General features: G+C 68.5%; 25 protein-coding genes. 9 read left to right on the top strand and 16 right to left on the bottom strand.

What is annotated here, in order from left to right:
* Positions 1-2 precede the first annotated feature (2 nt).
* The 5 genes from FV220_RS03550 to FV220_RS03530 all read right to left on the bottom strand — a co-directional run bounded on the left by FV220_RS03550 (position 3) and on the right by FV220_RS03530 (position 4,216).
* Positions 3-767, bottom strand: a complete 765-nt coding sequence (locus FV220_RS03550) for an SDR family NAD(P)-dependent oxidoreductase (protein WP_147829678.1) — start codon at positions 765-767, stop codon at positions 3-5.
* On the bottom strand, positions 764-2,065 hold the full coding sequence (locus tag FV220_RS03545) for a beta-ketoacyl-ACP synthase (RefSeq protein ID WP_147829676.1): 1,302 nt from the start codon (positions 2,063-2,065) through the stop codon (positions 764-766). Before FV220_RS03545 ends, FV220_RS03550 begins: the two co-directional genes overlap by 4 nt.
* 129 nt (positions 2,066-2,194) lie before the next feature.
* On the bottom strand, positions 2,195-3,346 hold the full coding sequence (locus FV220_RS03540; RefSeq protein ID WP_238253725.1) for a beta-ketoacyl-ACP synthase: 1,152 nt from the start codon (positions 3,344-3,346) through the stop codon (positions 2,195-2,197).
* Complete coding sequence (locus FV220_RS03535; RefSeq protein ID WP_056142968.1) at positions 3,343-3,840, bottom strand: 3-hydroxyacyl-ACP dehydratase FabZ family protein; 498 nt, start codon at positions 3,838-3,840, stop codon at positions 3,343-3,345. Before FV220_RS03535 ends, FV220_RS03540 begins: the two co-directional genes overlap by 4 nt.
* 73 nt (positions 3,841-3,913) lie before the next feature.
* Entirely contained in the window at positions 3,914-4,216 is a 303-nt protein-coding gene (locus tag FV220_RS03530) for an acyl carrier protein (protein ID WP_018044158.1), read from the bottom strand.
* Positions 4,217-4,588: 372 nt separating this feature from the next.
* On the opposite strand from FV220_RS03530, the gene FV220_RS03525 reads away from it, so the two are divergent.
* Positions 4,589-5,710 (top strand): AI-2E family transporter, encoded by a 1,122-nt coding sequence (locus FV220_RS03525; protein ID WP_147829674.1) that lies wholly within the window; start codon positions 4,589-4,591, stop codon positions 5,708-5,710.
* Positions 5,711-5,860: 150 nt separating this feature from the next.
* Here the strand turns inward: FV220_RS03525 and acnA are convergent, their stop codons facing one another.
* Positions 5,861-8,560 (bottom strand): aconitate hydratase AcnA, encoded by a 2,700-nt coding sequence (acnA, locus tag FV220_RS03520; RefSeq protein ID WP_147829672.1) that lies wholly within the window; start codon positions 8,558-8,560, stop codon positions 5,861-5,863.
* Positions 8,561-8,861: 301 nt separating this feature from the next.
* On the opposite strand from acnA, the gene FV220_RS03515 reads away from it, so the two are divergent.
* The 3 genes from FV220_RS03515 to ccmB all read left to right on the top strand — a co-directional run bounded on the left by FV220_RS03515 (position 8,862) and on the right by ccmB (position 10,826).
* Complete coding sequence (locus FV220_RS03515) at positions 8,862-9,080, top strand: CopG family transcriptional regulator (protein ID WP_147829670.1); 219 nt, start codon at positions 8,862-8,864, stop codon at positions 9,078-9,080.
* A 424-nt stretch (positions 9,081-9,504) separates the two neighbouring features.
* The gene (gene ccmA, locus FV220_RS03510) at positions 9,505-10,161 is read left to right on the top strand and encodes a heme ABC exporter ATP-binding protein CcmA (RefSeq protein WP_147829668.1); all 657 of its coding nucleotides are present in this window, start codon (positions 9,505-9,507) and stop codon (positions 10,159-10,161) included.
* Positions 10,162-10,169: 8 nt separating this feature from the next.
* Positions 10,170-10,826: a heme exporter protein CcmB gene (gene ccmB / locus FV220_RS03505; protein ID WP_043764704.1), complete on the top strand. Its 657-nt coding sequence runs from the start codon at positions 10,170-10,172 to the stop codon at positions 10,824-10,826.
* On the opposite strand, the gene FV220_RS03500 is transcribed toward ccmB, so the two are convergent.
* Entirely contained in the window at positions 10,827-11,438 is a 612-nt protein-coding gene (locus FV220_RS03500; RefSeq protein ID WP_147829666.1) for a heme-binding protein, read from the bottom strand.
* A gap of 249 nt (positions 11,439-11,687) precedes the next feature.
* Here FV220_RS03500 and FV220_RS03490 point away from each other — a divergent pair, with 249 nt between their 5' ends.
* The 3 genes from FV220_RS03490 to FV220_RS03480 are packed head-to-tail and all read left to right on the top strand — an operon-like array spanning position 11,688 to position 13,222.
* Positions 11,688-12,464 carry a heme ABC transporter permease gene (locus FV220_RS03490; protein ID WP_018044167.1) on the top strand — a complete coding sequence of 259 codons (777 nt, stop codon included), beginning with the start codon at positions 11,688-11,690 and terminating at the stop codon, positions 12,462-12,464.
* A gap of 3 nt (positions 12,465-12,467) precedes the next feature.
* Entirely contained in the window at positions 12,468-12,623 is a 156-nt protein-coding gene (ccmD, locus tag FV220_RS03485) for a heme exporter protein CcmD (protein ID WP_056142979.1), read from the top strand.
* Positions 12,620-13,222: a DsbE family thiol:disulfide interchange protein gene (locus FV220_RS03480; RefSeq protein ID WP_147829664.1), complete on the top strand. Its 603-nt coding sequence runs from the start codon at positions 12,620-12,622 to the stop codon at positions 13,220-13,222. The genes ccmD and FV220_RS03480 overlap by 4 nt, the downstream gene beginning before the upstream one ends.
* A gap of 17 nt (positions 13,223-13,239) precedes the next feature.
* Here FV220_RS03480 and FV220_RS03475 read toward each other — a convergent pair whose 3' ends face one another.
* Entirely contained in the window at positions 13,240-13,857 is a 618-nt protein-coding gene (locus tag FV220_RS03475) for a septation protein A (protein WP_147829728.1), read from the bottom strand.
* 141 nt (positions 13,858-13,998) lie between these two features.
* The gene (gene ftsY, locus FV220_RS03470) at positions 13,999-15,414 is read right to left on the bottom strand and encodes a signal recognition particle-docking protein FtsY (protein ID WP_147829662.1); all 1,416 of its coding nucleotides are present in this window, start codon (positions 15,412-15,414) and stop codon (positions 13,999-14,001) included.
* Between the two features lie 62 nt (positions 15,415-15,476).
* Here ftsY and FV220_RS03465 point away from each other — a divergent pair, with 62 nt between their 5' ends.
* Positions 15,477-16,181, top strand: a complete 705-nt coding sequence (locus FV220_RS03465; RefSeq protein WP_238253726.1) for an RluA family pseudouridine synthase — start codon at positions 15,477-15,479, stop codon at positions 16,179-16,181.
* A 180-nt stretch (positions 16,182-16,361) separates the two neighbouring features.
* Here FV220_RS03465 and mtaB read toward each other — a convergent pair whose 3' ends face one another.
* Both mtaB and dapF read right to left on the bottom strand, forming a co-directional pair.
* On the bottom strand, positions 16,362-17,609 hold the full coding sequence (mtaB, locus tag FV220_RS03460; RefSeq protein ID WP_147829658.1) for a tRNA (N(6)-L-threonylcarbamoyladenosine(37)-C(2))-methylthiotransferase MtaB: 1,248 nt from the start codon (positions 17,607-17,609) through the stop codon (positions 16,362-16,364).
* A complete protein-coding gene (dapF, locus tag FV220_RS03455; RefSeq protein WP_147829656.1) occupies positions 17,610-18,497 on the bottom strand; it encodes a diaminopimelate epimerase in 888 nt (295 codons plus the stop codon).
* 243 nt (positions 18,498-18,740) lie between these two features.
* On the opposite strand from dapF, the gene FV220_RS03450 reads away from it, so the two are divergent.
* On the top strand, positions 18,741-19,445 hold the full coding sequence (locus tag FV220_RS03450) for a GyrI-like domain-containing protein (protein WP_056159250.1): 705 nt from the start codon (positions 18,741-18,743) through the stop codon (positions 19,443-19,445).
* A gap of 12 nt (positions 19,446-19,457) precedes the next feature.
* Here FV220_RS03450 and FV220_RS03445 read toward each other — a convergent pair whose 3' ends face one another.
* From FV220_RS03445 to FV220_RS03420, 5 genes are all read right to left on the bottom strand, one after another.
* On the bottom strand, positions 19,458-21,113 hold the full coding sequence (locus FV220_RS03445) for a cyclic peptide export ABC transporter (RefSeq protein ID WP_238253727.1): 1,656 nt from the start codon (positions 21,111-21,113) through the stop codon (positions 19,458-19,460).
* Between the two features lie 348 nt (positions 21,114-21,461).
* Positions 21,462-21,974 (bottom strand): methylated-DNA--[protein]-cysteine S-methyltransferase, encoded by a 513-nt coding sequence (locus FV220_RS03435; protein ID WP_147829654.1) that lies wholly within the window; start codon positions 21,972-21,974, stop codon positions 21,462-21,464.
* Between the two features lie 292 nt (positions 21,975-22,266).
* Positions 22,267-25,113, bottom strand: coding sequence for an aminomethyl-transferring glycine dehydrogenase (gene gcvP / locus FV220_RS03430; protein WP_147829652.1), 2,847 nt, complete (start codon positions 25,111-25,113; stop codon positions 22,267-22,269).
* A gap of 177 nt (positions 25,114-25,290) precedes the next feature.
* Complete coding sequence (gcvH, locus tag FV220_RS03425; RefSeq protein ID WP_147829650.1) at positions 25,291-25,653, bottom strand: glycine cleavage system protein GcvH; 363 nt, start codon at positions 25,651-25,653, stop codon at positions 25,291-25,293.
* Between the two features lie 49 nt (positions 25,654-25,702).
* On the bottom strand, positions 25,703-26,031 hold a 329-nt coding region (locus FV220_RS03420), incomplete at its 5' end, for a glycine cleavage T C-terminal barrel domain-containing protein (protein WP_281406069.1).

Genomic DNA, 26,031 nt, shown 5'->3' with positions numbered 1-26,031 from the left:
CCTCAGGTCCGGTGAACACCCATCATCGCCGTCAGCCCGCCATCGACCGGCAGAACCGCGCCGGTAATGTAGGCCGCGGCATCTCCCATAAGGAAGGCCACGAGCGCCGCTATTTCCTCAGGCTTGGCGAAGCGTCCCAAGGGAATCTGTTTCTCCATACCGTCACGATGCGCGGCGTAGGGAGCCATCATCTCGGTGTCGATGAAGCCCGGCGCAATGACGTTGACCGTCACCCCGCGCTTGGCCGATTCGATCGCCAACGTCCGGCAATAGGAGATCAGCGCACCCTTCGTCGCCGCATAGGCAGCATTGCCCGGGTTGGCCTGTAGGGCTGCCACCGAACCGATGGCGACGATGCGGCCGGAACGTCCTCGGATCATGCCGCGCACCAGTGCCTTCGTGATCCGGGTCAGCGACCAGAAGTTCACTTGCATCGCCGCCTCGGCCTTGTCCTGAGCCATCATCGCGGCCAGCACGTCGTAGGATTGGCCGGCATTATGGACGAGGCCGTAGAACGCTTCCCCTTCCTGGGCCTCGCAGAAAACCTCCAAGGCATCGCGGTCGGCGAGGTCGAGAGGGTGGGCGGTGATCGCCCGTCCGGGATTGGCCTGGCTGAGTTCGGCCACGAGGCGCTCCGCCGCATCGCCCGAGGAGCGATAGGTGAAGGCGATGTCGTAGCCGGCATATACCAGCGCCCGCACGATGGCCGAGCCGAGGCCGGAGGCACCCCCGGTGACGAGAACGCGCCGGGTGGTTTCCGTCGTCATACGGGCTCGTCCCCAAGGACGAGGCAGGTGTTCTGCCCGCCAAAGCCGAAGGAATTGGACAGAACGCGGCTGACCCGGGCGTCGCGGGCCGTGGTCACCACGTCGAGGGAGAGGGCTGGGTCCGGCACCGCATAGTTGATCGTCGGCGGGATGCGGCCATGGGCGATGGTGAGGAGCGAGATCACCGCCTCGATGGCCCCCGCGGCGGTCAGCGTATGGCCGATCATCGACTTGTTCGACGAGATCGGCAGGGTGCGGATCCGCTCACCGAACACAGCGGCGCAGCCCAACGCCTCCATCTTGTCGTTCTCCGGCGTCGATGTGCCGTGTGCATTGATCGTATCGATGGAATCTGGCTCGGTGCCGGCATCGTCCAGGGCAGCGCGGATGGCGGCGATGCCGGGCGCACCGTCTGGGCTCGACCGGGTGCGATGGAAGCCGTCGCCCTTTTCGCCGCAGCCCAGGACATAGCCGAGGATCGTCGCGCCCCGCGCCCGTGCGGACTCGGCATTCTCTAGGACCAGGGCGGCGGCCCCCTCCCCCATGACGAAACCGTCGCGATTCTTGGAGAACGGCTTTGAAGCCCCCTCCGGTGGATCGTTCTGGGTCGAAAGAGCAGAGAGCAGCGAGAATCGGATCAGTGATTCCGGGTTTACCGAACCGTCGGTGCCGATGCAGAGAGCCGCCTGCATCTCGCCCCGCCGGATCGCCTCGACACCGAGCTGGATCGCGGTGGCGCCGGAGGAACAGGCGGTGGAGAGCGAGATCGGCGACCCCTTGGTGCCGAACCGGTCGGCGATGTTGTCGGCTACGGTGGCGAAGATGAAGAGGTCGTGCCAGGCGTCGAACCGTCCACTCGATGCCGCCCGCTGGAGGTCGGAATAGGTGATGTCGCCGTTCTGGCCGGACGCCTGTGCCAGGGACTGGCGCTGGGGCCATTCCATCTCCACCGGCGGTACTGCGATGAACAGTGCACCGGGGAAATCACCCTTCGCACCAATGCCGGACTGGGTGATCGCTTCCTCGGCCGCTTCCTCGGCGAAGCGCTGCGACAATGCGGGCGCCACGAGTGGGTCGGTGTCGAGGAAATCCACCGTCCCGGCGATACGGGTGCGCAGGCCATCGGTGGAAAAACGGGCGATGCTGTGGATGCCGGACCGGCCGGCGGTGAGCGCAGCCCAATTGTCGGCCTGTCCCTGCCCGAGGGACGTGACGATGCCGAGGCCTGTCACCGCGACCAATGGCCGGCCATGGCTGTCCCGGAAGCTTCGTGAATCGCGGGGAGAGGAGTTCGTCATAGCGCCGTCTTGCTATCGTTCCGACCGAACGGCCTTGAAGATGCCCCGCCCCGAACATTCGGGCCGATCGATCACGGTTGAACCCGTCTTAGCGGAATTTCGGTGAGCTGACAGCCGTATCCCCGCGGGTCACGACATCGCGCTCAAGCGGACCAAGCCCTCACCGCGGCGATGGCCAACGGTGGTGATCGCGACCTCGCGCGCCCTGCCCTCCGAGATGAGCGCGGCGGCGAGTGCGGCCCCCAACGGCGCCGTGACTTCGAGCGAGTGGCCGGTGATGTCCCCGAGGGCCGTGACGGGCACACCAGGCGCAAGTTCGCCCAGTGCCGTGCTCTCCTCGGCTGTGATTCCCTCGACGCCGGTAGCGCCCGAAATTAGCATGTCCGGCTTGGCGCCGGCCTTTTTCCACAAGGCGGAGAGGCTGAGTTCTACGCTGCCGGTCTCGCGCCTGGGACGATCGCTCCCCACCGGAAGCAGGCGGGCAAAGATCGTCGCCTTGCGCGCGGCGGCGGTTTCGGCGGCTTCCAGCACGAGGAAGGCGGCGGTACTCCCAAGGATGAAGCCGGCCCCGCCTTCACCCTGACGCTCGAAGACCGGCCGGAAGTTGCCTTTCCGCAGATATCTGCCCAGCTCGTGGACGACCAGGACGTCGGGACGTTCCGCGCTGTAGGAACCGCCCACCAGCATCGTGTCGATCTGGCCTGAAGCGATACGGCTCTGAGCGTTGCGCAAGGCGTCGACGCCCGAAGCCTCCTCACCCATGAACGTGCGCGAGGCGCCCGTGACCCCATGGACGATGGCGATGTTGCCGGCGAGCAGGTTCGAGAGCTGTGCCAGGAAGAGGGTCGGGCGCAGGTCGTTCTGCAGGTGCTCGTTGAGATAGGCGCCCGGATCGGCCGCGTCGCGCAGGCCGGTCAGGATAGCACCGTCCACCGCCGTATCGCGCTCGCCGCCGCCGCAGGCGACGACGAGGTGCATTGCTGCCTTGAAGGCCGCGTCCTGTTTCACCCCGGCCGAGTCGAGGGCAAGCCCGGCCGCGTAGACGCCCAGGCGCTGCCACGCCTCCATCTGCCGCTGGTCCGACTTCTTGGGGATCTGTCCGTCGAGGACCAGCGCCGGGGCGGGATGGACCGGATAGGGCGCAAAGCGCTCCGTATCCGTGGCCTTTGGACTGCCCGCCGCGAAGGCTTCGAGGTGAGCGGCGATCCCCTCGCCGGCGCAGGAGACGAGGCCGATACCAGTGACGACGACGTCGCGCTGACTCATGCTGATCTTGCTCATGCCGGAACCGCCCCGCCGGGGGGCGCCCCCGATGCAATGGCGCGATCCATCAGGCCGATCCGCCGGGCGCGCTCGCGCATGGGAGCATCGAGCCCTTCGGGAAACGGCATCGTCCGGAACCGCAGCTCCGCATCGGCCAACGGCTTGCCCTCGTGGCGGATCGAGGCCTTTGTCACCGCGTAGCCGGAACCATCATGCTCCAGGCTCGCCTGCACGACGAGCGTCGCGCCGGGGCCGACGAAGGAGCGGAACCGCGCCTTGTCCACCGCCATCAGGAACGGCATCTGCACGAAATCGAGATGGGCGAGGAGCAGGTAACCGGACGCCTGCGCCATGGTCTCGGTGAGCAGCACCCCGGGCACCAGGGGATGGCCGGGAAAGTGACCCTCGAAGACCGGGCTCTCCATCGGCACGTGAGCCAGCGCCTCGATCCGGCCGGCGGCCTTGTCGAGACTCGTCACCGTGTCGATCATCTCGAAATACTCGAGGCGCATGGCGTCAAAGGCTCCGCTGGGGACTAGAGGCTCCGCTGGACACTCAAAGGCTCGGCCCGGCCGGGCTTGCCCTTCAGGCCTTGGCGGCCTTCTCGGCCACCAGCGCGTCGATGCGGGCGCAGAGGTTCTTCAGCACGAAATACTCCTCGGCCGGCACCTTGCCCTCGTTGACCTCCTGGGTCCAACGCTCCAGCGGCAGCTTGATTCCGAATGCCTTATCCACCGCGAAGGCGATGTCGAGGAAAGCGAGCGAATCGATGCCGAGATCCTCGATGGCGTGGCTCTCGGGCGAGATAGTGTCGCGCGGGATGTCGGCGGTGTCGGCGATGATGTCCGCGACGCGGTCGAACGTAGCGGTGGTCGGCTGGTCAGACATGCGTTCTCGCCGTTTTCTTCTCTATGGCGCGCCGTGGCGGATCCGGTATCGGATCCCGTGGCGGGCGCGGCCGGTCCGAGGCTGGCGCGTGATCCCGGCGCCCCCCGGGTCGCGCAGCATGCCCCCGAAGCGGCGTCGCGCCGCTTCCGATCGAAGGCGGTCCCTTACACGAGGGGGTGGTGGCGGGCAACCTTGGCAGAAGCTCAGGCCAGGCTCGCGTCTTCGTGCGGCTGCGGGCCTCGCCGGACCATTCCGCCCTGCGATGCCTTGACCTACATGCGGACGCGCGCCTGTTCGACGTGGGTCCATCCGGCTCCTTGCCCGAAATTCCTTGAGCGTGAGGCGTGCCACGGGGCGGCAGAGGTGACGAGAATGGAACAATCTATTTCTGTCGATGCCGCGGGGCCGCCGGTGGACCATCGCAGCCGCGCCCAAGGAGGCGCGCGTATCGCCCTGGTCCTGGCGCTGTCCGCCCTCGGCCTGTGGGTGCTCCACCCGTTCCTTCCGGCCCTGGCCTGGGCCGTGATCCTCGCCATCGCGCTCTGGCCGCTCTACGCGAAGGCCGAGCGGCGCTGGCCGCCCGGGGGCCACAACATCCTGCTGCCGAGCCTGTTCACCCTGGCGGTGGCGCTGGTCTTCCTGGCGCCCCTGGTGGTCCTCGGCGTCCAGGCGGCACGGGAAGCCCATGACGCGATGGCCTGGGTGAAGTCGGTGGAGCAGAGCGGGATTCCAGCCCCCGAATTCCTGTCCCATCTGCCCTACGGCGCGGCCAGGGCCGGTGCCTGGTGGAACGAGAATCTCAGCCACCCGTCCGCCGGCTCCGAGATCCTGCACAAGCTCGACAACTCGACCACGATCGGCCTGACCAAGAGCCTCGGGGCTCAAGTGGTTCGCCGGGTTGTGCTATTCGGCTTCACCCTGCTGTCGCTGTTCTTCCTGTTTCGCGACGGGCGGACTGTCATCAGGCAGTCGCTGACGGCGAGTGGCCGCCTGTTCGGCCCGCGTGGCGAGCGGGTGGCGCGCCAGATGGTGGCCTCCGTCCACGGCACCGTCGATGGGCTCGTCCTGGTCGGCCTCGGCGAAGGCGTAATCCTTGGAATCGTTTACTATTTTGCGGGCGTGCCGCATCCGGTCCTGCTCGGCGCGCTGACGGCGGTGGCGGCGATGATCCCCTTCGGGGCGCCGCTGGTCTTCGGCATCGCCGCGCTGATTCTTCTCGCCGGCGGGGCGGTGATCCCGGCGGTGGTGGTCGTGGCGGCGGGGTTCGTCGTCACCTTCGTCGCCGACCATTTCGTCCGGCCGGTGCTGATCGGCGGCACCACCCGCCTGCCCTTCCTCTGGGTGCTGCTCGGCATCCTCGGCGGGGTCGAGACGTTCGGCCTGCTCGGGCTTTTCCTCGGCCCGGCGGTGATGGCGGCGCTGGTGCTTTTGTGGCGGGAATTCACCGATGGAGACGTCGCGCAGGACGCATCCCGAGGCCCGCGCGGACCGTAATTCGAGCCGCCCGCAACCGCCATGGGACGGCCGAAACGACCGCCATGGGACGGTGTTTCGAGGAATTGCAAAGCCGGCTCAGATTCCGGCGGAATGTCCGAGCCGAAAGGCCCTCCCCTGACCGGGAAGGGCCTTCCTCGCATCGTAGGCTTACGCTGCCAGGGAGCGCAGGACGTAGGGAAGAATCCCGCCGTTGCGGAAATATTCCAGCTCGTCGAGCGTATCGATCCGACAGGTGAGCGGCACTTCCCGCTTGGTGCCGTCGGCGGAGGTGATCTCGGCGATCATGGTCTGGCGCGGCTTGATGTCGCCCGAGAGGCCGAGAAGGCTGACGGTCTCGTCACCCTTGAGGCCGAGCGATGCCCAGGACGTCTCGCCCTGGAACACCAGCGGCACGATGCCCATGCCCACGAGGTTCGAGCGGTGGATGCGCTCGAAGCTCTCCGCCACGACGGCGCGGACGCCGAGGAGCTTGGTGCCCTTGGCCGCCCAATCGCGCGACGAGCCGGTGCCGTATTCCTTGCCGGCGAAGACCACGAGCGGCGTGCCCGATTCGGCGTATTTCTGGGCGGCGTCGTAGATGTACATCCGCTCGCCCGAGGGCTGGAACAGGGTCCAGCCGCCCTCGACCACGTTGCCGTTCTCGTCCCGAACCATCTGGTTCTTGATGCGGATGTTGGCGAAGGTGCCGCGCATCATGACCTGATGGTTGCCGCGGCGGGTGCCGTACTGGTTGAAGTCCTGCACCCGGACCTGATGCTCCTGCAGGTAGGTGCCGGCCGGCGAGGCCGCCCGGATGTTGCCCGCCGGAGAGATGTGGTCGGTGGTGATGGAATCCTGAAACAGTCCGAGGATGCGGGCCTCGACGATGTCGGTGATCGGCGCCGGCGTCTTGGTCATGCCCTCGAAATAGGGCGGGTTCTGCACGTAGGTGGAGGTCGAATCCCACTTGAAGGTCTCGGCCTCGGTGACCTCCACGGCCTTCCAGTAATGGTCGCCGCTGAACACGTCGGCGTAGCGCGACTTGAACAGGGTCGAGGTGATGTTGGCCTCGATGAACTCGGCGACCTCCGCCGTGGAGGGCCAGATGTCGGCGAGATAGACCGGCTGACCGTCTGAGCCGATACCCAGCGGCTCGGTGGTGATGTCGATCTGCATCGAGCCGGCGAGCGCGTAGGCGACGACCAGCGGCGGCGAGGCCAGGTAGTTGGCGCGCACGTCGGGGTTCACGCGGCCTTCGAAATTGCGGTTGCCGGACAGCACGGCCGCCGCGACCACGTCGTTGTCGTTGATCGCCTTCGAGATCGGCGCCGGCAGCGGGCCGGAATTGCCGATGCAGGTGGTGCAGCCGAAGCCGACGAGGTTGAAGCCGAGGGCGTCGAGGGGAGCCTGCAGGCCCGCGCTCTCCAGATACTCGGCGACCACCTGCGAGCCCGGCGCCAGGGAGGTCTTCACCCAGGGCTTTGAACGCAGGCCCTTGGCGACGGCGTTTCGGGCGAGCAGCCCCGCGCCGATCATGACGCTCGGGTTCGAGGTGTTGGTGCAGCTCGTGATCGCCGCGATCACCACGTCACCGTGGCCGATGTCGTAATTCGCCCCCTCGACAGGGTAGCGCTTGGCGATGTCGGCGGCCTTCTTGAACTCGGTCTCCATGGACTGGGCGAAGCCCGGCTTGGCGCCGTCCAGCAGCACCCGGTCCTGCGGTCGCTTGGGGCCGGCCAGCGACGGGCGCACGTCACCCATGTCGAGGGCGAGGGAATCGGTGAAGACGGGGTCCGGGGTCTGCGCGTCGCGCCACATGCCCTGGGCCTTGGCATAGGCCTCCACCAGCGCGATCCGGTCGTCGGCGCGGCCGGTCACCTTGAGGAAGTCGATGGTCTTCTGGTCGATGGGGAAGAAGCCGCAGGTGGCGCCGTATTCGGGGGCCATGTTGGAGATCGTGGCGCGGTCGGCCACCGCCATGTCGTCGAGGCCGGGGCCGTAGAATTCCACGAACTTGCCGACCACGCCCTTCTTGCGCAGCATCTGGGTCACGGTGAGCACGAGATCGGTGGCGGTGGTGCCCTCGGGCAGCTTGCCCGACAGTTTGAAGCCGACGACTTCCGGGATCAGCATGGAGAGCGGCTGGCCGAGCATGGCAGCTTCGGCCTCGATGCCACCCACGCCCCAGCCGAGCACGGCCAGACCGTTGACCATGGTGGTGTGCGAATCGGTGCCGACGAGGCTGTCGGGATAGGCGAGCTCGGTACCGTCTTCGGTCTTGGTCCACACCGTCTGCGACAGGAACTCGAGGTTCACCTGGTGGCAGATGCCGGTGCCGGGGGGGACGACGGAGAAGTTGTCGAAGGCCGACTGGCCCCATTTCAGGAAGGTGTAGCGCTCGCCGTTGCGCTCGTATTCCAGCGCCACGTTGTCGGCCAGGGCCTTCGGGGTGCCGAACTCGTCGACGATGACCGAGTGGTCGATGACGAGGTCGACGGGCACCAGCGGGTTAATCTTCTGGGGATCGCCGCCCAGCGCCACCATGGCGTCGCGCATGGCCGCGAGATCCACCACGGCGGGCACACCGGTGAAATCCTGCATCAGCACGCGGGAGGGACGGAAGGCGATCTCGGTCTCGACCTTGCCGAGGTTGCCGAGCCACGCGACGGTGGCGGAGATGTCGTCCTTCTTCACCGAGCGGTCGTCCTCGAACCGCAGGAGGTTCTCGAGGATGACCTTCATCGAGAAGGGCAAAGCCGTCGCATCGGCGAGGCCGGCCTGCTCGGCATGGGGGATGGAGTAGTAGGTGTAGGATTTGTCGCCGACGGTGAGGGTCTGGCGGGAGTGAAAGCTGTCGAGTGATGCCACGGCTTGTTTCTTCCTCACGAGCGGTTGTCGAACACGCGCAGGCATGACCCGCGCCACGAAGTCGTGTTCGGCTGGAGCGCTTCTAAAAAAAAAAGCGCGCGCCGCTCCGGGGGTGCCCGGACAGGATGTTGCGCGACGAGCGATTTGGACGCTCGGGACTCGCGCGGCGCAGCCTGGGCCCCGTATAGAACACTTCGAAACTGGCCGCTACGCCCTGCCGTGACACGAGCGCGGGAGTGTCGGGAGAACGTGGACGCGCCTCGGTGCGCGAGCTATGCAGGCGGCCATGCCAAAGCATTCCATGATCGCCTTTCGCCTGCCCCCGGAGATCGAAGCGCATATGGATGCGCATGGTCGGCGGACAGGCCAAGGCGCGCGTGAAGTCGCCCGCGACGCGATCCTGGATTACCTTGAGGATCGTGCGGACGTTCAAATCGCCGAGCGGCGGCTTGCCGACCTGAAGGCGGGGAAGAGCGACTCCGTTCCCATCTCGGAACTCCTCGCTCGGTATGCATTGTGATCGCGGCCATCACGCACGATCCCCTTACCCTTGCGATGCAGGGATTTGCCCCATCCACGAAACTGGCAACGAGTGAGGACGCTCACGTCGGTATGAGGCGCGACAGGCGCCCACTTCCGGCTACGGCATTCACACCTCTCGCGGGGGGCTCGGGTCCCCTCACCTGGAAGGAGAGGGACAGGGTGAGGTGTGTGACCACTCCGGAGATGAACCACACCTCACCCCAGCCCTCTCCTTCCAGGAGAGGGAGTTCCGCTGCGCCTCATGCCAACCCTCTTGGATCGAGGGAACGGCTGTCGAGCAGATGTGTGAATCCAGTAGCCTTCCAGGAGAGGAGGCCCGCGCCGCCAGCGCGAGACGTGAAGGTCGCAGATCCCATGAGCAGTTGGAGGCGTGCCGTCGCCGTCGGCCGGCAGGGCGCGCCGTGCGGCTGACCGCCACGAACCTCGCCGCCCGCCGCTCCGGTCGCCGCATCTTCTCGGGTCTGTCCTTCGCGCTCGGCCCCGGCGAGGCCTTGATGGTGACGGGGCGCAACGGCGCGGGAAAATCCACCCTGCTCAGCCTGCTCGCCGGCCGGTTGAAGCCGGATGCCGGCACCATCGCGGTCGCCGATGTGGGCGAGGCGACGCTGGCCGAATGCCTTCACGTGGTCGGCCATCGCGACGGGTTGAAGAGCCCGCTGACGGCGGAGGAGAACCTCACCTTCGCCCGCGACCTCCTCGGCTCGCCCACCGCGAGCCCGGCCGAAGCGCTGAACGAACTCGGCCTCGGCCATGCCCTGCGGCTGCCGGTGGCCTACCTCTCCGCCGGCCAGCGCCGCCGCGTCGCCCTCGCCCGGCTTCTCGTCTGCCGGCGTCCGCTCTGGCTGCTCGACGAGCCGACCGCGGCCCTCGACACCGCCTCTCAGGCCGTGCTCGCCGGATTGATGGCGCGCCACCGGGCCGAGGGCGGCCTCATCGTGGCGGCCACCCACCAGTCCCTCGGCCTGGAGGATGCCCGCGAATTGCGCATCGACGAGGCGTTGAAGCCCGCACCCGCCTCGGCCGGCGCGAATGCGGCCGATTCGGAGGTGTGGTGGTGATCGGCGTGATGCGCGCCCTCATCGCCCGCGACCTGCAGCTCGCGGCCCGTGTCGGCGGCTCTGGCGCCCTGTCGCTGGTGTTCTTCCTGATGATCGTCGCCCTGGTGCCCTTCGCGCTCGGACCCGACCTCAACCTGCTCTCGCGGATCGGTCCGGCCATACTCTGGCTCGCGGCGGTGCTCGCCACCCTGATCGGCCTCGACCGCCTGTTCCAGGCCGACGAGGAGGACGGCTCCCTCGACCTGATGACCGGTGCTCCCGCGCCGATGGAGATGGTGGTGCTCGCCAAGGTGATCGCCCATTGGCTCACCACCGGCCTGCCGCTGGCACTGGCCTCGCCGCTCTTCGGGCTGCTCGTCGCCCTCGACGGCACCGCCATGGGCGCCACCGCCCTCACCCTGCTGGTGGGCACGCCGGCCCTGACCTTCATCGGCGCGGTCGGTGCGGCGCTCACCGCATCGATCCGCCGGGGCGGCCTGATCCTCGCCGTCCTGGTGTTGCCGCTGATGATCCCGACGCTGATCTTCGGCGTCTCGGCGACCGAGGCGGCCTCCGGCGGCACGGTGCCCTTCACGACGCCCCTGCTGATCCTGTCGGCCCTCAGCCTGATCGCGGCGGTGATCGGGACCTTCGCGGCGGCCGCGGCCCTGCGCTGGTCGGAATGATCAACGCCCCTCGGCGACGGGGACGATGATTTCGTTGCGCCGCAGGAAAGGGATCGCGAAGGGCGGATCGTAGCTCAGCACGCTCGACGGACCCGTCGTCTCGCGGGCCATCTTCGCCAGGACCTGCCGGAGAACCGCCTCGCGTTTTTCGCGAGCCCTGGCGTCGAGAGTGCCGGAGAAGCGGAGCGCCGCGTAGGTCGCGGCGGGCAGCCGGGCGATGCGGACCTTCGGATCGGTGGGAACCGGCGGACCTGCCTTCGCGATGGCGGCGGGCAGGAAGAAGCGCATGACGCGCAGATCGCCGCCCTGCTCCACCGGCACGGTCATGGCAATCAGGGTGCCCTGTTCCACCGGCACCGTCATCGCGATGCGGTCGTCTCCCCCATTGGCGCCGGTGATGTACCGGAACAGCCGCCGAAACGCTTCCTTATCGCCCGGTCCCGCCATGTCGGTCTCGACCGCGACACGCGGTTCGTAGCGGCGGATTTCGACGTTGCGGGGCAGTTGCTCGACCACCTCGTAGCGCGGCTGCTCGTAGGTGGCACGGATGCCGACCACGGACAGGACCGATTCCGCGAAGGTCAGGGCGTAGTAGAGGGCTTTGTCGAGCATGGCGCGGCGTCAACGCCCCATCGGCGCCCCTGTTTCCAGGCTCGCCGCCAGTCGCCGCCATTCCGTCGGCGGCGGGCCGGTCCAGCCACGGAACGCGCGGGTGAAATGGGCGGCATCGGAATAGCCGAGATCGAGGCCGGCCGGACGGTAAAGACGTGAGGACGTGCGCGAAGAAATGATCGACGCGGCCGGACTGCGCGTAACGCCCGCATTGATGCTGCACCGCACCTTGGGCTAGGTCCACGGACCATGTGGACACGTCTTGCCCATCCCGGTCACTTCCTGCGCTGGACCGGCCCCGTGATGCCCTGGCTCGCAGGGCTGTCGGCCGTGCTGCTCGCAATCGGCCTGTATCTCACCTGGTTCGTGGTTCCGCCCGACTACCAGCAGGGCGAGACCGTGCGGATCATGTACATCCACGTGCCGGCGGCCTGGCTCGGCGTGTTCTTCTACGGGTCGATGGCGCTCTCCGCCATCGGCACCCTGGTCTGGCGCCACCCCCTCGCGGACGTGGCGCAGCGCGCCGCCGCGCCGATCGGGGCGGCCTTCACCCTGATCTGCCTCGTCACCGGCTCGCTCTGGGGCAAGCCGATGTGGGGCACCTACTGGGTCTGGGACGCGCGGCTGACCTCGATGCTGATCCTGTTCCTGATCTATTGCGGCATCATCGCCCTGTGGCGCACCATCGAGGATCCGAACCGGGCCGCGCGCGCCATCGCGATCCTGACCCTGGTGGGGGCCGTGAACCTGCCGATCATCAAGTTCTCGGTGAACTGGTGGTCGACGCTGCATCAGCCGGCCTCGATCATGCGGATGGGCGGCTCCAGCATCGATCCCTCGATGCTCTACCCCCTGCTCGAGATGATCCTCGCCTTCACCCTGCTGGGGATCACGCTGCATCTCTACGCCATGCGCACGGAGATCCTGCGCCGCCGCGTCAGGGCGCTCACCATTCGCGAGGCCGAGCGTCTCGATGCCGATCCGCGTCCGGCCCGGCCCCTCGGCCAGGCGATCCGGGGAGTCTGACCGATGGCTTCCCTCGGGCCGCATGCCGGCTTCATCCTCGGCGCCTACGCCTTCACCGCCCTCGTCATCGGCGCCCTGATCTGGCGCTCGCTCAGCGATCACCGGGCGCAGAAACAGGCGCTCGCGGCCCTCCAGGGCGATGCGGGAGAGCGGGCGTGAGCGCCGCATCCTCGTCCGCGCCGGTGCGCCGGTCGCTCCTCGTCATCGCGCCGCTGGTGATCTTCGCCGCGCTGGCCCTGGTGTTCTTCATCCGCCTTCGGTCCGGCGCCGACCCGGCCGCGATTCCCTCGGCGCTGATCGGGCGTCCGGTCCCGGCCTTCGCCCTGGGACCATTGCCCAACCTCGTCGGCGGCGAAGGCCAGGCCATTCCCGGCCTGTCGAGCGCCGACCTCAAGGGCCGCGTGACGGTGGTCAATTTCTGGGCCTCGTGGTGCGCCCCATGCCAGATCGAGCATCCGCAACTGATGCGGCTGGCGCGAGAGCCGGGCGTGAACCTCGTCGGCATCGACTACAAGGACGCGCCGGAGAACGGCCGCCGCTTCCTGTCGCGCAGCGGCGTTCCGTTCCAGGCGGTGGGGATGGATTCCACGGGCCGCACCGGCATCGATTTCGGCGTCTACGGCGTGCCGGAGACCTTCATCATCGGCCCCGACGGCGTGATCCGCGACAAGCTCGTGGGGATCGTCACGGCGGAGAACTATGCGGCGGTGCTGCAGAAGATCCGGGCGGCGGAGACGCTGACGGTCGCGAAGCCCTGATTCGCCGACGCGCCTGACTAGACGTCGGGCTTCGCCTCGGCCTTGCGGTCGTAGCGCATGAGGAGCGGGGTCTGCGACAGGGCGAACAGGATGGTCAGGGGCATGATGCCGACCACCTTGAAATTGGCCCAGAACGCGTAGGTCTGCGTCCGCCAGACCACCTCGTTGATGGCGGCGAGCGCCAGGAAGAACAATCCCCAGCGGAAGGTGAGCTTGCGCCAGCCCTCCTCCGTCAGGTCGAAGACCGAGTCGAGCACCACCGACAGCAGGGACTTCCCGAACAGCAGGCCGCCGAGGAGGATGGCGCCGAACAGGGCGTTCACGATCGTCGGCTTGATCACGAAGAACGTCTTGTCGTGCAGCGCCAGCGCCATGCCGCCGAAGACGAGCACGACGATGCCGGAGACCAGCGGCATGATCGGCAGCCGTCGCAGCAGCGCGAAGTGGATGGCCAGGGCCACCACCGTCGCCACCACGAACACCCCGATGGCCATGAAGGTGCTGCTGTCCTCGCTCAGGCCGAACCGCGTGCCGAACGAGTTCAGCAGGAAGAACAGCACCAGCGGCCCCATTTCCAGGGCGAGCTTCGGCACCGGATCGAGATGGCGGCGCGGCGGCACGGATTCGATGGGCAGGGTCATATCGTGAGCGGCTCGTGGTTCGGCACGCCCGGACGCAGAGCGGCGCCGGGCGGGACGCCGGATGTAGGACAGTCGCCCCGGCTTTCCTAGCGCGAGCCCTTTTCGCGCAGGTCGCCGGAGCGCCCGTCCATGAATCTAGTCCTTGTCCAACCCCGCGATGGCCCGTGCGAAATCCCGCGCGGCGAAGGGTTCGAGATCCTCGACGCCTTCTCCGACGCCGATGAAATGCACCGGCAGGCCGAACTTCGCGGCCAGCGCCACGAGGATGCCGCCCCGCGCGGTGCCGTCGAGCTTGGTCATGACGAGGCCGGTGACGTTGGCCGCCTTCGAGAACAGCTCGACCTGGCTCAGCGCGTTCTGGCCCACGGTGGCGTCGAGGACGAGGAGGACGGCATGGGGCGCCTCGGCGTCGATCTTGCGGATGACGCGCAGGATCTTCTCCAGCTCCGCCATCAGCCCGGTCTTGTTCTGGAGCCGGCCGGCCGTATCGATCAGGAGCACGTCGGTGCCCTCGGTTCTGGCCCGCTGGAAGGCCTCGAAGGCGAGGCCGGCGGCATCCGCTCCTTGCGCGCCCGCCACCACCGGAACCCCGGTGCGCGTGCCCCAGACCTTGAGCTGCTCGATGGCCGCGGCGCGGAACGTGTCGCCCGCCGCGAGCATCAGGCTGTGCCCCTCCCCCTTCAGCTTCAGGGCGAGCTTGCCGATGGTGGTGGTCTTGCCCGCCCCGTTGACGCCGATCATCAGGATCACGAACGGCTTCTTCGTCGTGTCGATGCTGAGGGGAATGGCGACGGGTGTCAGCGCCCGCTCCACCTCGGCCGCCAGGATGGCCCGGACGTCGTCGGGGGAGATGCCCTTCTCGTAGCGGCCCTTGCCCACGGCCTCCGAGATCCGCATGGCGGTGTCGATGCCGAAATCGGCCTGGATCAGGGCGTCCTCCAGCTCCTCCAGCGTGTCCGCGTCGAGCTTGCGCTTGGTGAAGAGGCCGGTCACCCGCTCGGACAAAGCCGACGAGGTGCGCTTCATGCCCCCGGTGAGGCGGCTCCACCAGCCGCGCTTCTCGGAGGCCGGTTCGGCTTCGGAGACCGGCTCGGGCGTGGGGGCGGGCTTTGGTGCGAAGGCGACCGTCGTGGTGTCGGCCTTCTCCGCTCCGCGCGCGGGATCGTCTCCCGCGGTGCCTGCCGGCGGGCGCTCGTCGGCGCCCGCGATGGGCTGCAGGTCCGCCCCCTCGATCTCGTCGGCGATCGTGTTCTTGTCCGGGTCGGCGGGCGCGGGCTCGCTGGGGGGCAGCGGGATCGCCGAGATGTCGTCCGCACCCGTGGCGAAGTCGGGCTGGCCTTCCGATGCCGAGGCGGGGGACGCGATGGGAGGCGATGCCGGCTCGATCGGCGTTTCGGGTTTCGGCTCGGGTTTCGGCTCGGGCTTGGGCTCGGACTTGGACTCGGATTTGGGATCGGGCGGCTGGACCGGCACCGGCTCGGGCGGCCAGGCCTCCTCCTTCTTCCCGAACATCCGCCGCAGCAACCAGCCCGGCCTCTTGTCTTCGCTCATTCCCACTTGCTCCCTCGACCCCGCATGAGTAGCGCAGGGCGATGCCGTCAGCCGATGCCCCAGTGGAACACCGCATAACAGACATAGGCGCGCGCCTCCTCTACCGCGATGCCCTTGTCCTCGTCATCGACAAGCCGGCTGGCTTGCCCGTCCATCCCGGCCCCAAGGGCGGGGAGACCCTGACCGATCATCTCGATGCCCTGCGCTTCGGCCTGCCGCGTCGTCCGGAGGCCGCTCATCGGCTCGACCGCGACACGTCCGGCTGCCTGGCTCTCGGCCGTCACGCCAAGGCTCTCGCTCGCCTCAACAAGCTGTTCGCCGCGAGCGGCACGGTGGGGAAGACCTACTGGGCCATCGTGGAGGGCGATCCCTCGGAAGACGAGGGCCGCATCGACCTGCCCCTCGCCCGCCGCTCGGACGACCCGCGCTCGTGGTGGATGAAGACGGACCCCGCCGGTGACCCGTCGCTGACCACATGGCGCGTTCTCGGCCGCTCGCCGGACCGGAGCCTCGCCTGGCTCGCCCTCAGCCCGGTCACCGGCCGCACGCATCAGCTGCGCGTCCATTGCGCCGCCATGGGCTGGCCCATCCTCGGGGACACGATCTACGGCACCGCCCCTCGCTCGGGCGGGCCGGGGCTCCAGCTCCACGCCCGCGCGCTGACCCTGCCGCTCTACCCCAAGAAGCCGCCGATCGTGGTCGAGGCGCCTGCGCCGGGGCATATGCGGGAGCGGATGGAGATGTGTGGGTACGAGGCCGACGAGTAAGGCGCGAGTCCCTCCTCCCCCTTGTGGGGAGGAGTTGGAGGTGGGGGTGGTTGGGTGACCCTCAGCTTGCGGAGGCAAGCGGAACCACCCCCACTCCTAACCTCTCCCCACAAGGGGGAGAGGGACGCGCTCTGCCGACAAGTGCGGATGTGTGAAGCCGGTAGAGCCGTTGCGCTCGGATCACTCTGCCGCGATCAGCACCCGGCCGTCATGTCCGGCGATCGTCACGTCGCGGAGCTCGCCCGGAGGCGTGTCGGCTGCTAGCCGCACCGGCGTGAACCCTTCCGTGCGTCCCATCCCGCCGCGCTCGGTGAGCACGCGGTGGGTCCGGCCGACCTCTCCCGCGAGATGCGCCGTCAAGGCTGCCGCTCCCGCGTCACGAAGGCGGGCGGCGCGCTCGCGGATCACGTCTCCGGCGACGGGAGGCATGCGCGCGGCCGGCGTGTCGGGGCGCGGTGAATAGGGAAACACGTGGAGATGCGTCAGCCCGCATTCGGCCACGAGATCGAGGGAGCGGGTGAATTGCGCCTCGGTCTCGGTGGGAAAGCCGGCGATGAGGTCGGCCCCGAAGACGGCGCCCGAGCGAAGACGGCGCACGGCCTCGCAGAACCGGATCGCGTCGTCGCGGCCGTGCCGGCGCTTCATGCGCTTGAGGATCAGGTCGTCGCCGGCCTGCAGCGAGAGGTGGAAATGCGGCATCAGCCGGTTCTCGCCGGCAATCGCCTCCCAGAGAGCCGCGTCGGCCTCGATGGAATCGATGGAGGACAGGCGCAGGCGCGCGAGATCCGGCACGTGGCGCAGGATCGCCTGGACCAATCGGCCGAGGCTCGACGGCTCCGAACAATCCCGGCCGTAGGCGGTGAGGTCGACCCCGGTGAGCACGACCTCGCGCCCGCCATGGTCGACGATTCGGCGGACCTGATCGACCGCGTCCGCCAGCGTGACGGAGCGGGAATTCCCCCGGCCGAAGGGGATGATGCAGAAGGTGCAGCGATGATCGCAGCCGTTCTGGACCGGAACGAAGGCGCGGGTATGCCCGGCCACAGAGGCGATCCGCGTCGGAGCGGCGTCGCGCGCGGCCATGATGTCGTCGATGGCGAGGCGCGGTCTGACATGCGTTGCGGGCAGCCAGGTCTCGGCCCTGGTCTTGGCGTCGTTGCCGACGATCCGCGCCACTTCCGGCATCGCCGAATAGGCGTCCGTCTCCACCTGAGCGCCGCAGCCGGTGACGACGATCTCGGCCCCCGGCCGCTCACGGGCGAGCTTGCGGATCGCCTTGCGGGCCTGGCGCCCGGCCTCCGCCGTGACGGCGCAGGTATTGACGAGGACGAGGTCGCCGCCCGTCCCCGCCGCCTCGGCGTGGCGGCGCATCACCTCGGATTCCACCGTGTTGAGGCGGCAGCCGAAGGTCAGGGTCTCCACCGCCACTCAGTCCACCCGCGCGAAGAGCTCGGGGGACAGGAACCCCTCCCATTCGAGGGCCACGGGGCCGGTCATCAGCACGTGGTCGTCGGCGCGCCACTCGATGACGAGGTCGCCGCCGGGGAGGCTCACCGTGGCGTGGCGGCCGAGCATGCGCAGGCGCGAGGCCGCCACCAGCGTGGCGCAGGCGGCGGTGCCACAGGCCAGCGTCAACCCGGCGCCGCGCTCCCAGACCCGGAGCTTGATCGTCTCCGGTCCCGTCACCTGCGCCAGGGAGATGTTGGCGCGCTCGGGAAAGATCGGGTGGTTCTCCAGCATCGGGCCGAAGCGGCCGAGGTCGTAGCCGTCGGGATCGCTTTCGATGAAGAACACCGCATGGGGGTTGCCCATGTTCACCGCCCCCGGCGAATGCAGGACGGGCGCGTCGATGGGACCGATCTGCAGTTCGATCCGCCGCGTGTCGGGGAACGGCTCGGCCAGCGGGATCTCGTCCCACTTCAGGCGGGGGCGGCCCATGTCGACGGTGAAGGAGGCCTGCGCCTCGCGCTTCACGCCGACGAGCCCGGCCTTGGTCTCCAGGGTGAGGCGGCCGCTCTCGGCGGGGCGCGCCATGGCGGGGTCGTCCAGCATGGCGAAGGCGACGCAACGGGTGCCGTTGCCGCAGGCGCCGGATTCCGACCCGTCGGTATTGTAGATCCGCAGATAAGCATCCGTGCCGGGCTTGCGCGGATCGTGGATGACCATGAGCTGGTCGAAGCCGGAGCGCGGGTGGCCGGCGATGGCGCGGGCCTCCTCGGCGCGCACGACCAGCTCCGTGCCGCGCAGGTCCAGCACCACGATGGCGTTGCCCGCCCCGTGCATCTTCAGGAACCGACGGTTCTCGAGCCTCGTCATGAGCGTCTTTGGTTTCGTTGTCCGAACGGGGCATCCCGCATGCGCGGCCCCCGCATATAGGACAAAGCGCCGGGCCGCGCACGCGGGGTCCGCTCGGGGGAGCGTTGCACAAGGGACGCGCCCGTCACGTTCCTGCGCCCGATGCGGGTTGGTGCCTCGCAGGAGGGCGGCTTCCTCCCTATTTTAGGGCTTCGCGATTCAGCCGTACGATTCGTCGCGGCGTGCGATCTCCGGAGCGTTGCCTTGACCCGTCATCGTCTATTGCCGCTCGTCAGCCTCGCCGCCGCTTTGGCCGTCTCCTCCGCGCTCGCGCAGCAGCCGGCCTCGCCCGCGACCTCCTCTCCGCTGCCGACCACGACGGCGCCCGATCCGGTCAATCCCGACGCGCCGTCCCGTCCGGTGCCGACCCAGGCCCTCCCCGCCGCGCCGGCACTCACGCCGGGTCCCTCGCGCCCGACCCTGGTGGAGACCCCCGGCGACGCCAACGACGTGGACGAGGTCTCCCTGCCGCCCAAACCCGCCGCGATCCTGGCGGGGCGGGCGAGCTGGGAGGAGGCGGTGCCGGCCCTGAAGGCGGCCTTCGTGAAGATCGAGGAGGCGCTGGCCAAGGACGGGATCACCCCCGCCGGCCGGCCGCTCGCGGTCTTCGCCAAGACCGACGATGACGGGTTCCAGTTCGAGGCGATGATCCCCATCGCCTCGATGCCGAACCCGAAGCCCGCCGAGACCGGCGGCCTCCGCTTCGGCACGACCCCCAGCGGCAAGGCCCTGCGCTTCCCGCACAAGGGCTCCTACGACGAGATCGACGGCACCTACGAGACCCTCACCGCCTATCTCGACGCCAAGGACGTGGTGGTCCAGGACCGGTTCATCGAGGAATACGTCACCGACCTGAACGACAAGGCGGACGAGAAGCTCGACGTGAACATCTACGCCCTGCCGAAATAGGCGGATCGCCGCTCAGGCCGGCGGTGAGGCTTCCACGATCGCGCCGTTGTTCAGGTGGATCACCCGGTCGGCCGCATCGAAGTAGCGGTCGTCGTGGCTGATGACGATCAGGGTCCGGCCCTCACGCTTCAGGTCCGGCAGGAGCCGTGTGTAGAACAGGCGGCGGAAGGTGGGGTCCTGCTCCGCCGCCCACTCGTCGAGGACGAGGACCGGCCGTCCTTCGAGATTGGCCTGGACCAGGGCGAGGCGCTTCCTCTGCCCGGCCGAGAGATCGACGGTGGAGAAGGCCCCGTCCCGGATCGTCACCTTGTGGGCAAGATCGAGGGTCTCGAGATAGGCATCCGCCGCCGCCGGATCCGCCCCGGCGGGCAGGACGAGATCGTCGAACAGGTAATAGTCGAAGAACACCGCCGAGAAATGCTGGCGGTAGGCGTCCCGCGTCTCGTCCGTCACCGGCGCTCCGTCGAGGAACAGGGTGCCGGTCTGTGGCGGATACAGGCCGAGGATCAGCTTGATGAGGGTGGTCTTGCCCGAGCCGTTCTCGCCGACGATGAACAGGATCTCCCCCCGCCGTACGGTGAGGTCGATGGGGCCGAGGGTGAAGCCCGGCTTGCCCTCGGCGGCCGGGAAAGCGTGACTGACGCCGCGAAGCGCGATGTCACTGATCGCATGGGGCGTCCGTGCTTCCACCGATGCGAGCAGGTTCGGCTCCGAGACGGTGCGTCCGGCCGAGAATTCGGCGATGCGCTGGTAGGCTATCCGCGCCCGGCCGATCTCGGGCAGGATGGCGAGGATGTAGGTGACCGGCAGCTCGATATAGAGCAGCACCAGGACAAAGCCGGAGAGGACGGCGTTGTCGATCCCGAATGTCGCCTTGCAGGTCACGATGGCCGCGATCGTGGCGAACAGGGCCAGCTTCTTAGTCAGGTAGGAGAATTCGACGAGCGTGTTGGTCCTGAACCCGTTGCGGCGGAGCTCCTCGATGGAGGAGGCAAGGGCCCCGTCCCTCAGCCGCATCCGGCGCTCCCGGTTGAGCCGCAATTCCCTGCTGCCGTCGGTCAGGCTCTGGAAATGCTTCTGCATCGTGTCCGCCAGGGCGCGGCGCGTGCGGTAGCCGACCATGGCCCGGCGGCGCAGGATGTTCTCCACATAGCTGCCGAGGCCGAAGATCAGCAGGGTGATGGCGAAGAGCGGGGCTGACAGGGTGAGCATATAGACGAGGCAGCCGGCGGTGACGCCGCTATGGATGATCAGTCCCGACAGCATCGAGACCGTCGTCGACAGCGTGGCGGCATCGGTGTTGAGCGAAGCGAGGACCTTGTGGCGGCCGATCTGCTCGATGCGGTCGATGGGCGCCGTGAGGATCATGTCGGCGAGATCGCGGCTGAGGCCGGCGCTGATGCGCCCGCTCGCCAGGGCGCTGCCGAGCCCGGACAGGAGGGACCCGCCCACGCCGAGGAGGACGAGGCCGAGGAAGACGGGAATGAAAGTCTCGGAAAGACCGCCTTCCGCATGGATGGCCGTGTTGACCTTGGCCAGCACCGTCGCCGTGGCGAGGCCGCTCAAGGCGCCGATCGCCGAGGAGGCGGCCACGAGCGGCCAGATCGGGCGCAGCAGGCGCATCGCGTCCTTGCCGAGCCCGCTCAGACGATTGTCCGGTCCCGCCATTCATCCCTCCGGCTCGGCCCTGTCGCTGGCCGCTGGGCAGGCGGATACGTCAGGAACGGGATGCGCCGAAATTCGAAACACGCAGGGCGTGTCTGCGGCGAGGCCGGCTTGTCGTCGCGGTGAGGATGTGGAGAATGATCAAAGCGCCGCTTCGCGCCGGACTCAGAGTCGATCACCCGCCAGACACGATCATCCGAGCCGACCTCCTCATCCTGAGGTGCCGGAGCGTAGCGGAGGCCTCGAAGGAGCCCTCCAGTTCGCTCGGTTAGTTCTGGAGGCCTCCTTCGAGGCCGCTCCGCGGCACCTCAGGATGAGGTCAAGCCTTGGACGGACATCTTAAACAGTCGCTCAGAGCAGGCTGAGCTGCTCCGAGACACGAGAGGTCGCCCCGCGCTCCAGGGCGAGCAGCCACTTCTTCGTATCGAGGCCGCCGGCGAACCCCGTGAGGCTGCCCGCCGCGCCGATGACGCGATGGCAGGGAACCACGATGGGCAGGGGGTTGGCACCGTTGGCGGCACCCACGGCCCGGCTGGCGCTCGGACGGCCGATCCGCCTGGCCAGCGCGCCGTAACTGATCGTCTCCCCCGGCGGGATGCAGGTGAGTTCCTCCCACACGGCGCGCTGGAACGGCGTGCCGCGCGGATCGAGGTCGAGGTCGAACCGGGTGAGTCGGCCTTCGAAATAGGCGCTCAATTGCCGCCGGGCCTCGGCGAAGGCCGCGTCGTCCCGGTGCCAGTCCGCCCGGGGTGTCACCGCGCCCTTGCCGGTGGGAAAACCGATGCAACGCAGGCGCTCGTCCGCTCCCGCGAGAAGCAGCGCGCCGATGGGCGTGTCGAGGAACGTGTAGCGGGTGTCGGGCATGGCGGATCGTCTCGGGCCGGTGGGTGCGCGCCTCGGGAGACCGCCCCCGCAGGTGTCCGCCATCCTACACGGAGGGAAGCGGCCCTCCTCCCCAGCGGATCTCGGGCCTGCCCGAGATCCGTCGAGCTTGTGGGGAGGAGTTGGAGGTGGGGGTGGTTGGGTGACCCTCAGCTTGCGGAGGCCGGCGGAGCCACCCCCACTCCTAACCTCTCCCCACAAGGGGGAGAGGGACGCGCTCTGCCTGCACGAGCAGATGGGTGAAACCAGTAGGCTAGGAGGTGGAAGACCCGCCCTACTCCGCCGCCTCGCTATAGGCGTCCACCGGTGGGCAGGAGCAGACGAGGTTGCGGTCGCCATAGGCGTTGTCGACGCGGTTGATCGGCGGCCAGTACTTGTCCATCCGCAGGCTCCCCGACGGGAAGCACGCCGCCTCGCGGGAATAGGGCCGCTCCCACGGGCCGATCAGGTCCGCCACCGTGTGCGGCGCGTGTTTCAGCGGGTTGTTTGCCTTGTCCATCCGCCCCTCCTCGATGGCACGGATCTCTTCCCGGATCGCCAGCATGGCGTCGCAGAACCGGTCGATCTCGCCCTTGGTCTCGGATTCGGTCGGTTCGATCATCAGGGTGCCGGCCACCGGCCAGCTCATGGTCGGCGGGTGGAAGCCGCAATCGATCAGGCGCTTGGCGATGTCCTCGACGCCGATCCCGGCCGATTTCTGGAACGGCCGCACGTCGATGATGCATTCATGCGCCACGCGGCCCTGCGCCCCGGCATAGAGCACCGGGTAGGCACCCTTCAGGCGGCTCGCGATGTAATTGGCGTTGAGGATCGCCACGCGGGTGGCCTGGGTGAGGCCGCGCCCGCCCATGAGCAGGCAGTAGCTCCACGAGATCGGCAGGATCGAGGCCGAGCCGTAGGGGGCGGCAGAGACCGCACCCTCCTCACCGCTGCGCGGGTCGGAGGGCAGGAACGGGATGAGATGCGCCTTGACGCCGATCGGCCCCATGCCGGGGCCGCCGCCGCCATGGGGGATGCAGAAGGTCTTGTGCAGGTTGAGGTGGCTGACATCGGCGCCGATATCGCCGGGGCGCGCGAGGCCCACCATGGCGTTGAGGTTGGCCCCGTCGAGATAGACCTGGCCGCCATGGGCATGGACGATGTCGCAGATCTCGCGGACCCGAACCTCGAACACCCCATGGGTCGACGGATAGGTGATCATGCAGGCCGCGAGGTTTTCGCCGTGCAACTCGGCCTTCCGCGAAAAGTCCTCCACGTCGATGTTGCCGTGCTGGTCGGCGCCGACCACCACGACGCTCATGCCGCACATCTGCGCCGAGGCCGGGTTGGTGCCGTGCGCCGAGGAGGGGATGAGGCAGACCTTGCGGTGCCCCTCCCCGCGCGAGAGGTGGTAGGCCCGGATGGCGAGCAGCCCCGCATATTCCCCCTGCGCGCCGGAATTCGGCTGCATCGAGATCGCGTCGTAGCCGGTGATCGCGCAGAGCTTGTCGGAGAAGTCGCGCAGGAGTTCCCGGTAGCCCTCCGCCTGATCCGCCGGGACGAAGGGGTGGATCTCCGAGAATTCCGGCCAGGAGATCGGCAGCATCTCGGCGGTGGCGTTGAGCTTCATCGTGCAGGAGCCGAGCGGGATCATCGCCCGGTCCAGCGCCAGGTCGCGGTCCGCGAGGCGGCGCATGTAGCGCGTCATCTCGCTCTCGGCCCGGTTCATGTGGAAGATCGGGTGGGTGAGATAGGCGGAGGTGCGCAAATTCGCCTCCGGCAGGCGCTGGTTGGGCCAGGCCTCGTCGTAGGTGAGATGCTCGCCGCCGAAGGCGCGCCACACCGCCTGGACGATGTCGGGCCGGGTGCGCTCGTCGACGGTGATGCCGATGCGGTCCGAGCCCACTGTCCGCAGGTTGACGCCGTTCTTCACCGCGTTCTGTAGGATCAGCCCCTGGAAGGCGCCGACCTCGACGGTGATCGTGTCGAAGAAGCCCTTCGGCTCCACGGTGAAGCCGAGACTCTCCAGGCCTTCGGCGAGACGCACCGCGTCGCGATGGACCCGCGCGGCGATGGCCTTCAATCCGCGTGGCCCGTGGAACACCGCGTACATGCCGGCGATGACCGCCAGCAGCACCTGCGCGGTGCAGATGTTCGACGTCGCCTTCTCGCGACGGATATGCTGCTCGCGGGTCTGAAGGGCGAGACGGTAGGCCCGGTTCCCCCGCGCATCGACGGAGACGCCCACGAGCCGGCCCGGCAGGGTGCGCTTATGCGCGTCGCGCGTCGACAGGTATGCGGCGTGCGGCCCGCCATAGCCCATGGGCACGCCGTAGCGCTGCATCGAGCCGATGGCGATGTCGGCCCCCATCTCGCCCGGCGGCTTCAGCAGGGTGAGGGCCAGGGGGTCGGCGGCCATCACCGCCACGGCTCCGGCCTCGTGCAGGCGGGCGATGACCTCCGAGAAATCGCGGATGGCGCCGCAGACGCCGGGATACTGAAAGATGGCGCCGAAGACCTCCGCCGGGTCGAGATCGGTGGCGGGATCGCCGACGACGATGGTCCAGCCCAGCGGCGCGGCGCGGGTTTTCAGCACGGCGATGGTCTGGGGCAGGCATTCGCCGTCGACGAAGAAGGCGGTCTTGCCGTTGCCGGCGATGCGCGAGGCCATGCCCATGGCCTCCGCCGCTGCCGTGGCCTCGTCGAGGAGCGAGGCATTGGCGATGTCGAGACCGGTGAGGTCGCAGACCAGGGTCTGGAAGTTCAGCAGCGCCTCGAGCCGGCCCTGGCTGATCTCCGGCTGGTAGGGCGAATAGGCCGTGTACCAGGCCGGGTTCTCGAAGATGTTGCGCTGGATCACCGGCGGCATCGTGGTGCCGTGATAGCCCTGGCCGATGAGCGAGACGAGAAGCCGGTTCTTGTCGGCGATGCCGCGCATGTGTTCGAGCACCCGGCGCTCGGTGAGCGACGTGCCGAAATCGATTCGCTCTTCCTGGCGGATGTCCGGCGGCAGGGTCTCGTCCACGAGGCCGTGAAGGCTCTCGGAGCCGATCACGGCCAGCATCGCCGCGATCTCGGCGGTGGTCGGGCCGATATGGCGGCGATTGGCGAAATCGTAAGGGTCGTAGCGATCGTTGGGCATGATGGGCCTCGCGTGCCGAAGTCTGACGAATGTCGCAACGCACCTCCCTCCCCCTTGTGGGGAGGGGTCGAGGGTGGGGGTGGTTCCGCCGGACTCCGCAGCGGGTCACCCAATCACCCCCACCTCCAACTCCTCCCCACAAGGGGGAGGAGGGCGCGTTCTGGGTCGTTCCAAGCGCTACTTCGCGAACGCGGCGTAGGCGGCCTCGTCCATCAATCCGTCGAGGGAGGCGACGTCGTCGAGGCGGAGGCGATAGAGCCAGCCGGCGCCCTGCGGGTCGGTGCCGATGCTGGCCGGGTCCGACACGGCGGCCTCGTTGACCTCCGTCACCTCGCCCGAGACCGGGGCGAACACGTCGGAGGCGGCCTTGACCGATTCCACCACCGCCGCGGCCTCGCCCTTGACGAGCTTGGCGCCGACCTTGGGGAGTTCGACGAAGACGAGGTCTCCGAGCTGCTCCGCCGCATGGGCGGTGATGCCGATGGTGGCGACATCGCCCTCGATGGCCAGCCACTCGTGCTCGTCCGTGAATTTCAGCATGATGCGCTCCGTGAACAGGTGGTGGGGGAAGACGGCCGGGGGCCGGGATTCAGCTGCGCTTGAAGCGCGCCGGTACGAAGGGAAGCGTCACGACCGAGACCGGCAGTCGCCGGCCGCGCACTTCCGCGAAGAGGCGGGTGCCCGGCGCCGCCAGGGCGGCGGGGACGTAGCCCATGGCGATGGGGGCCTTGAGGCTGGGACTGAAGCCGCCGGAGGTGACCCGGCCGATGGCCTCGCCGGCCTCCTCTGCGACGAGCGCGGCCCCTCCCCGTATCGGGGTCGGGCCTTCCGGCAGCAGGCCGACGCGCCGCGACGCGGGACAGTCGCCGATCTCACCGAGGATGCGCGCGGCGCCGGGAAACCCGCCCGCCCGCGCCC

Origin of the sequence: Methylobacterium sp. WL19 (genome assembly GCF_008040005.1) — a bacterium.
GTDB classification, from domain to species: Bacteria; Pseudomonadota; Alphaproteobacteria; order Rhizobiales; family Beijerinckiaceae; genus Methylobacterium; species Methylobacterium bullatum.
Note: the sequence above shows the minus strand (reverse complement) of the source record. Positions and strands in the feature narration are given on the sequence as shown.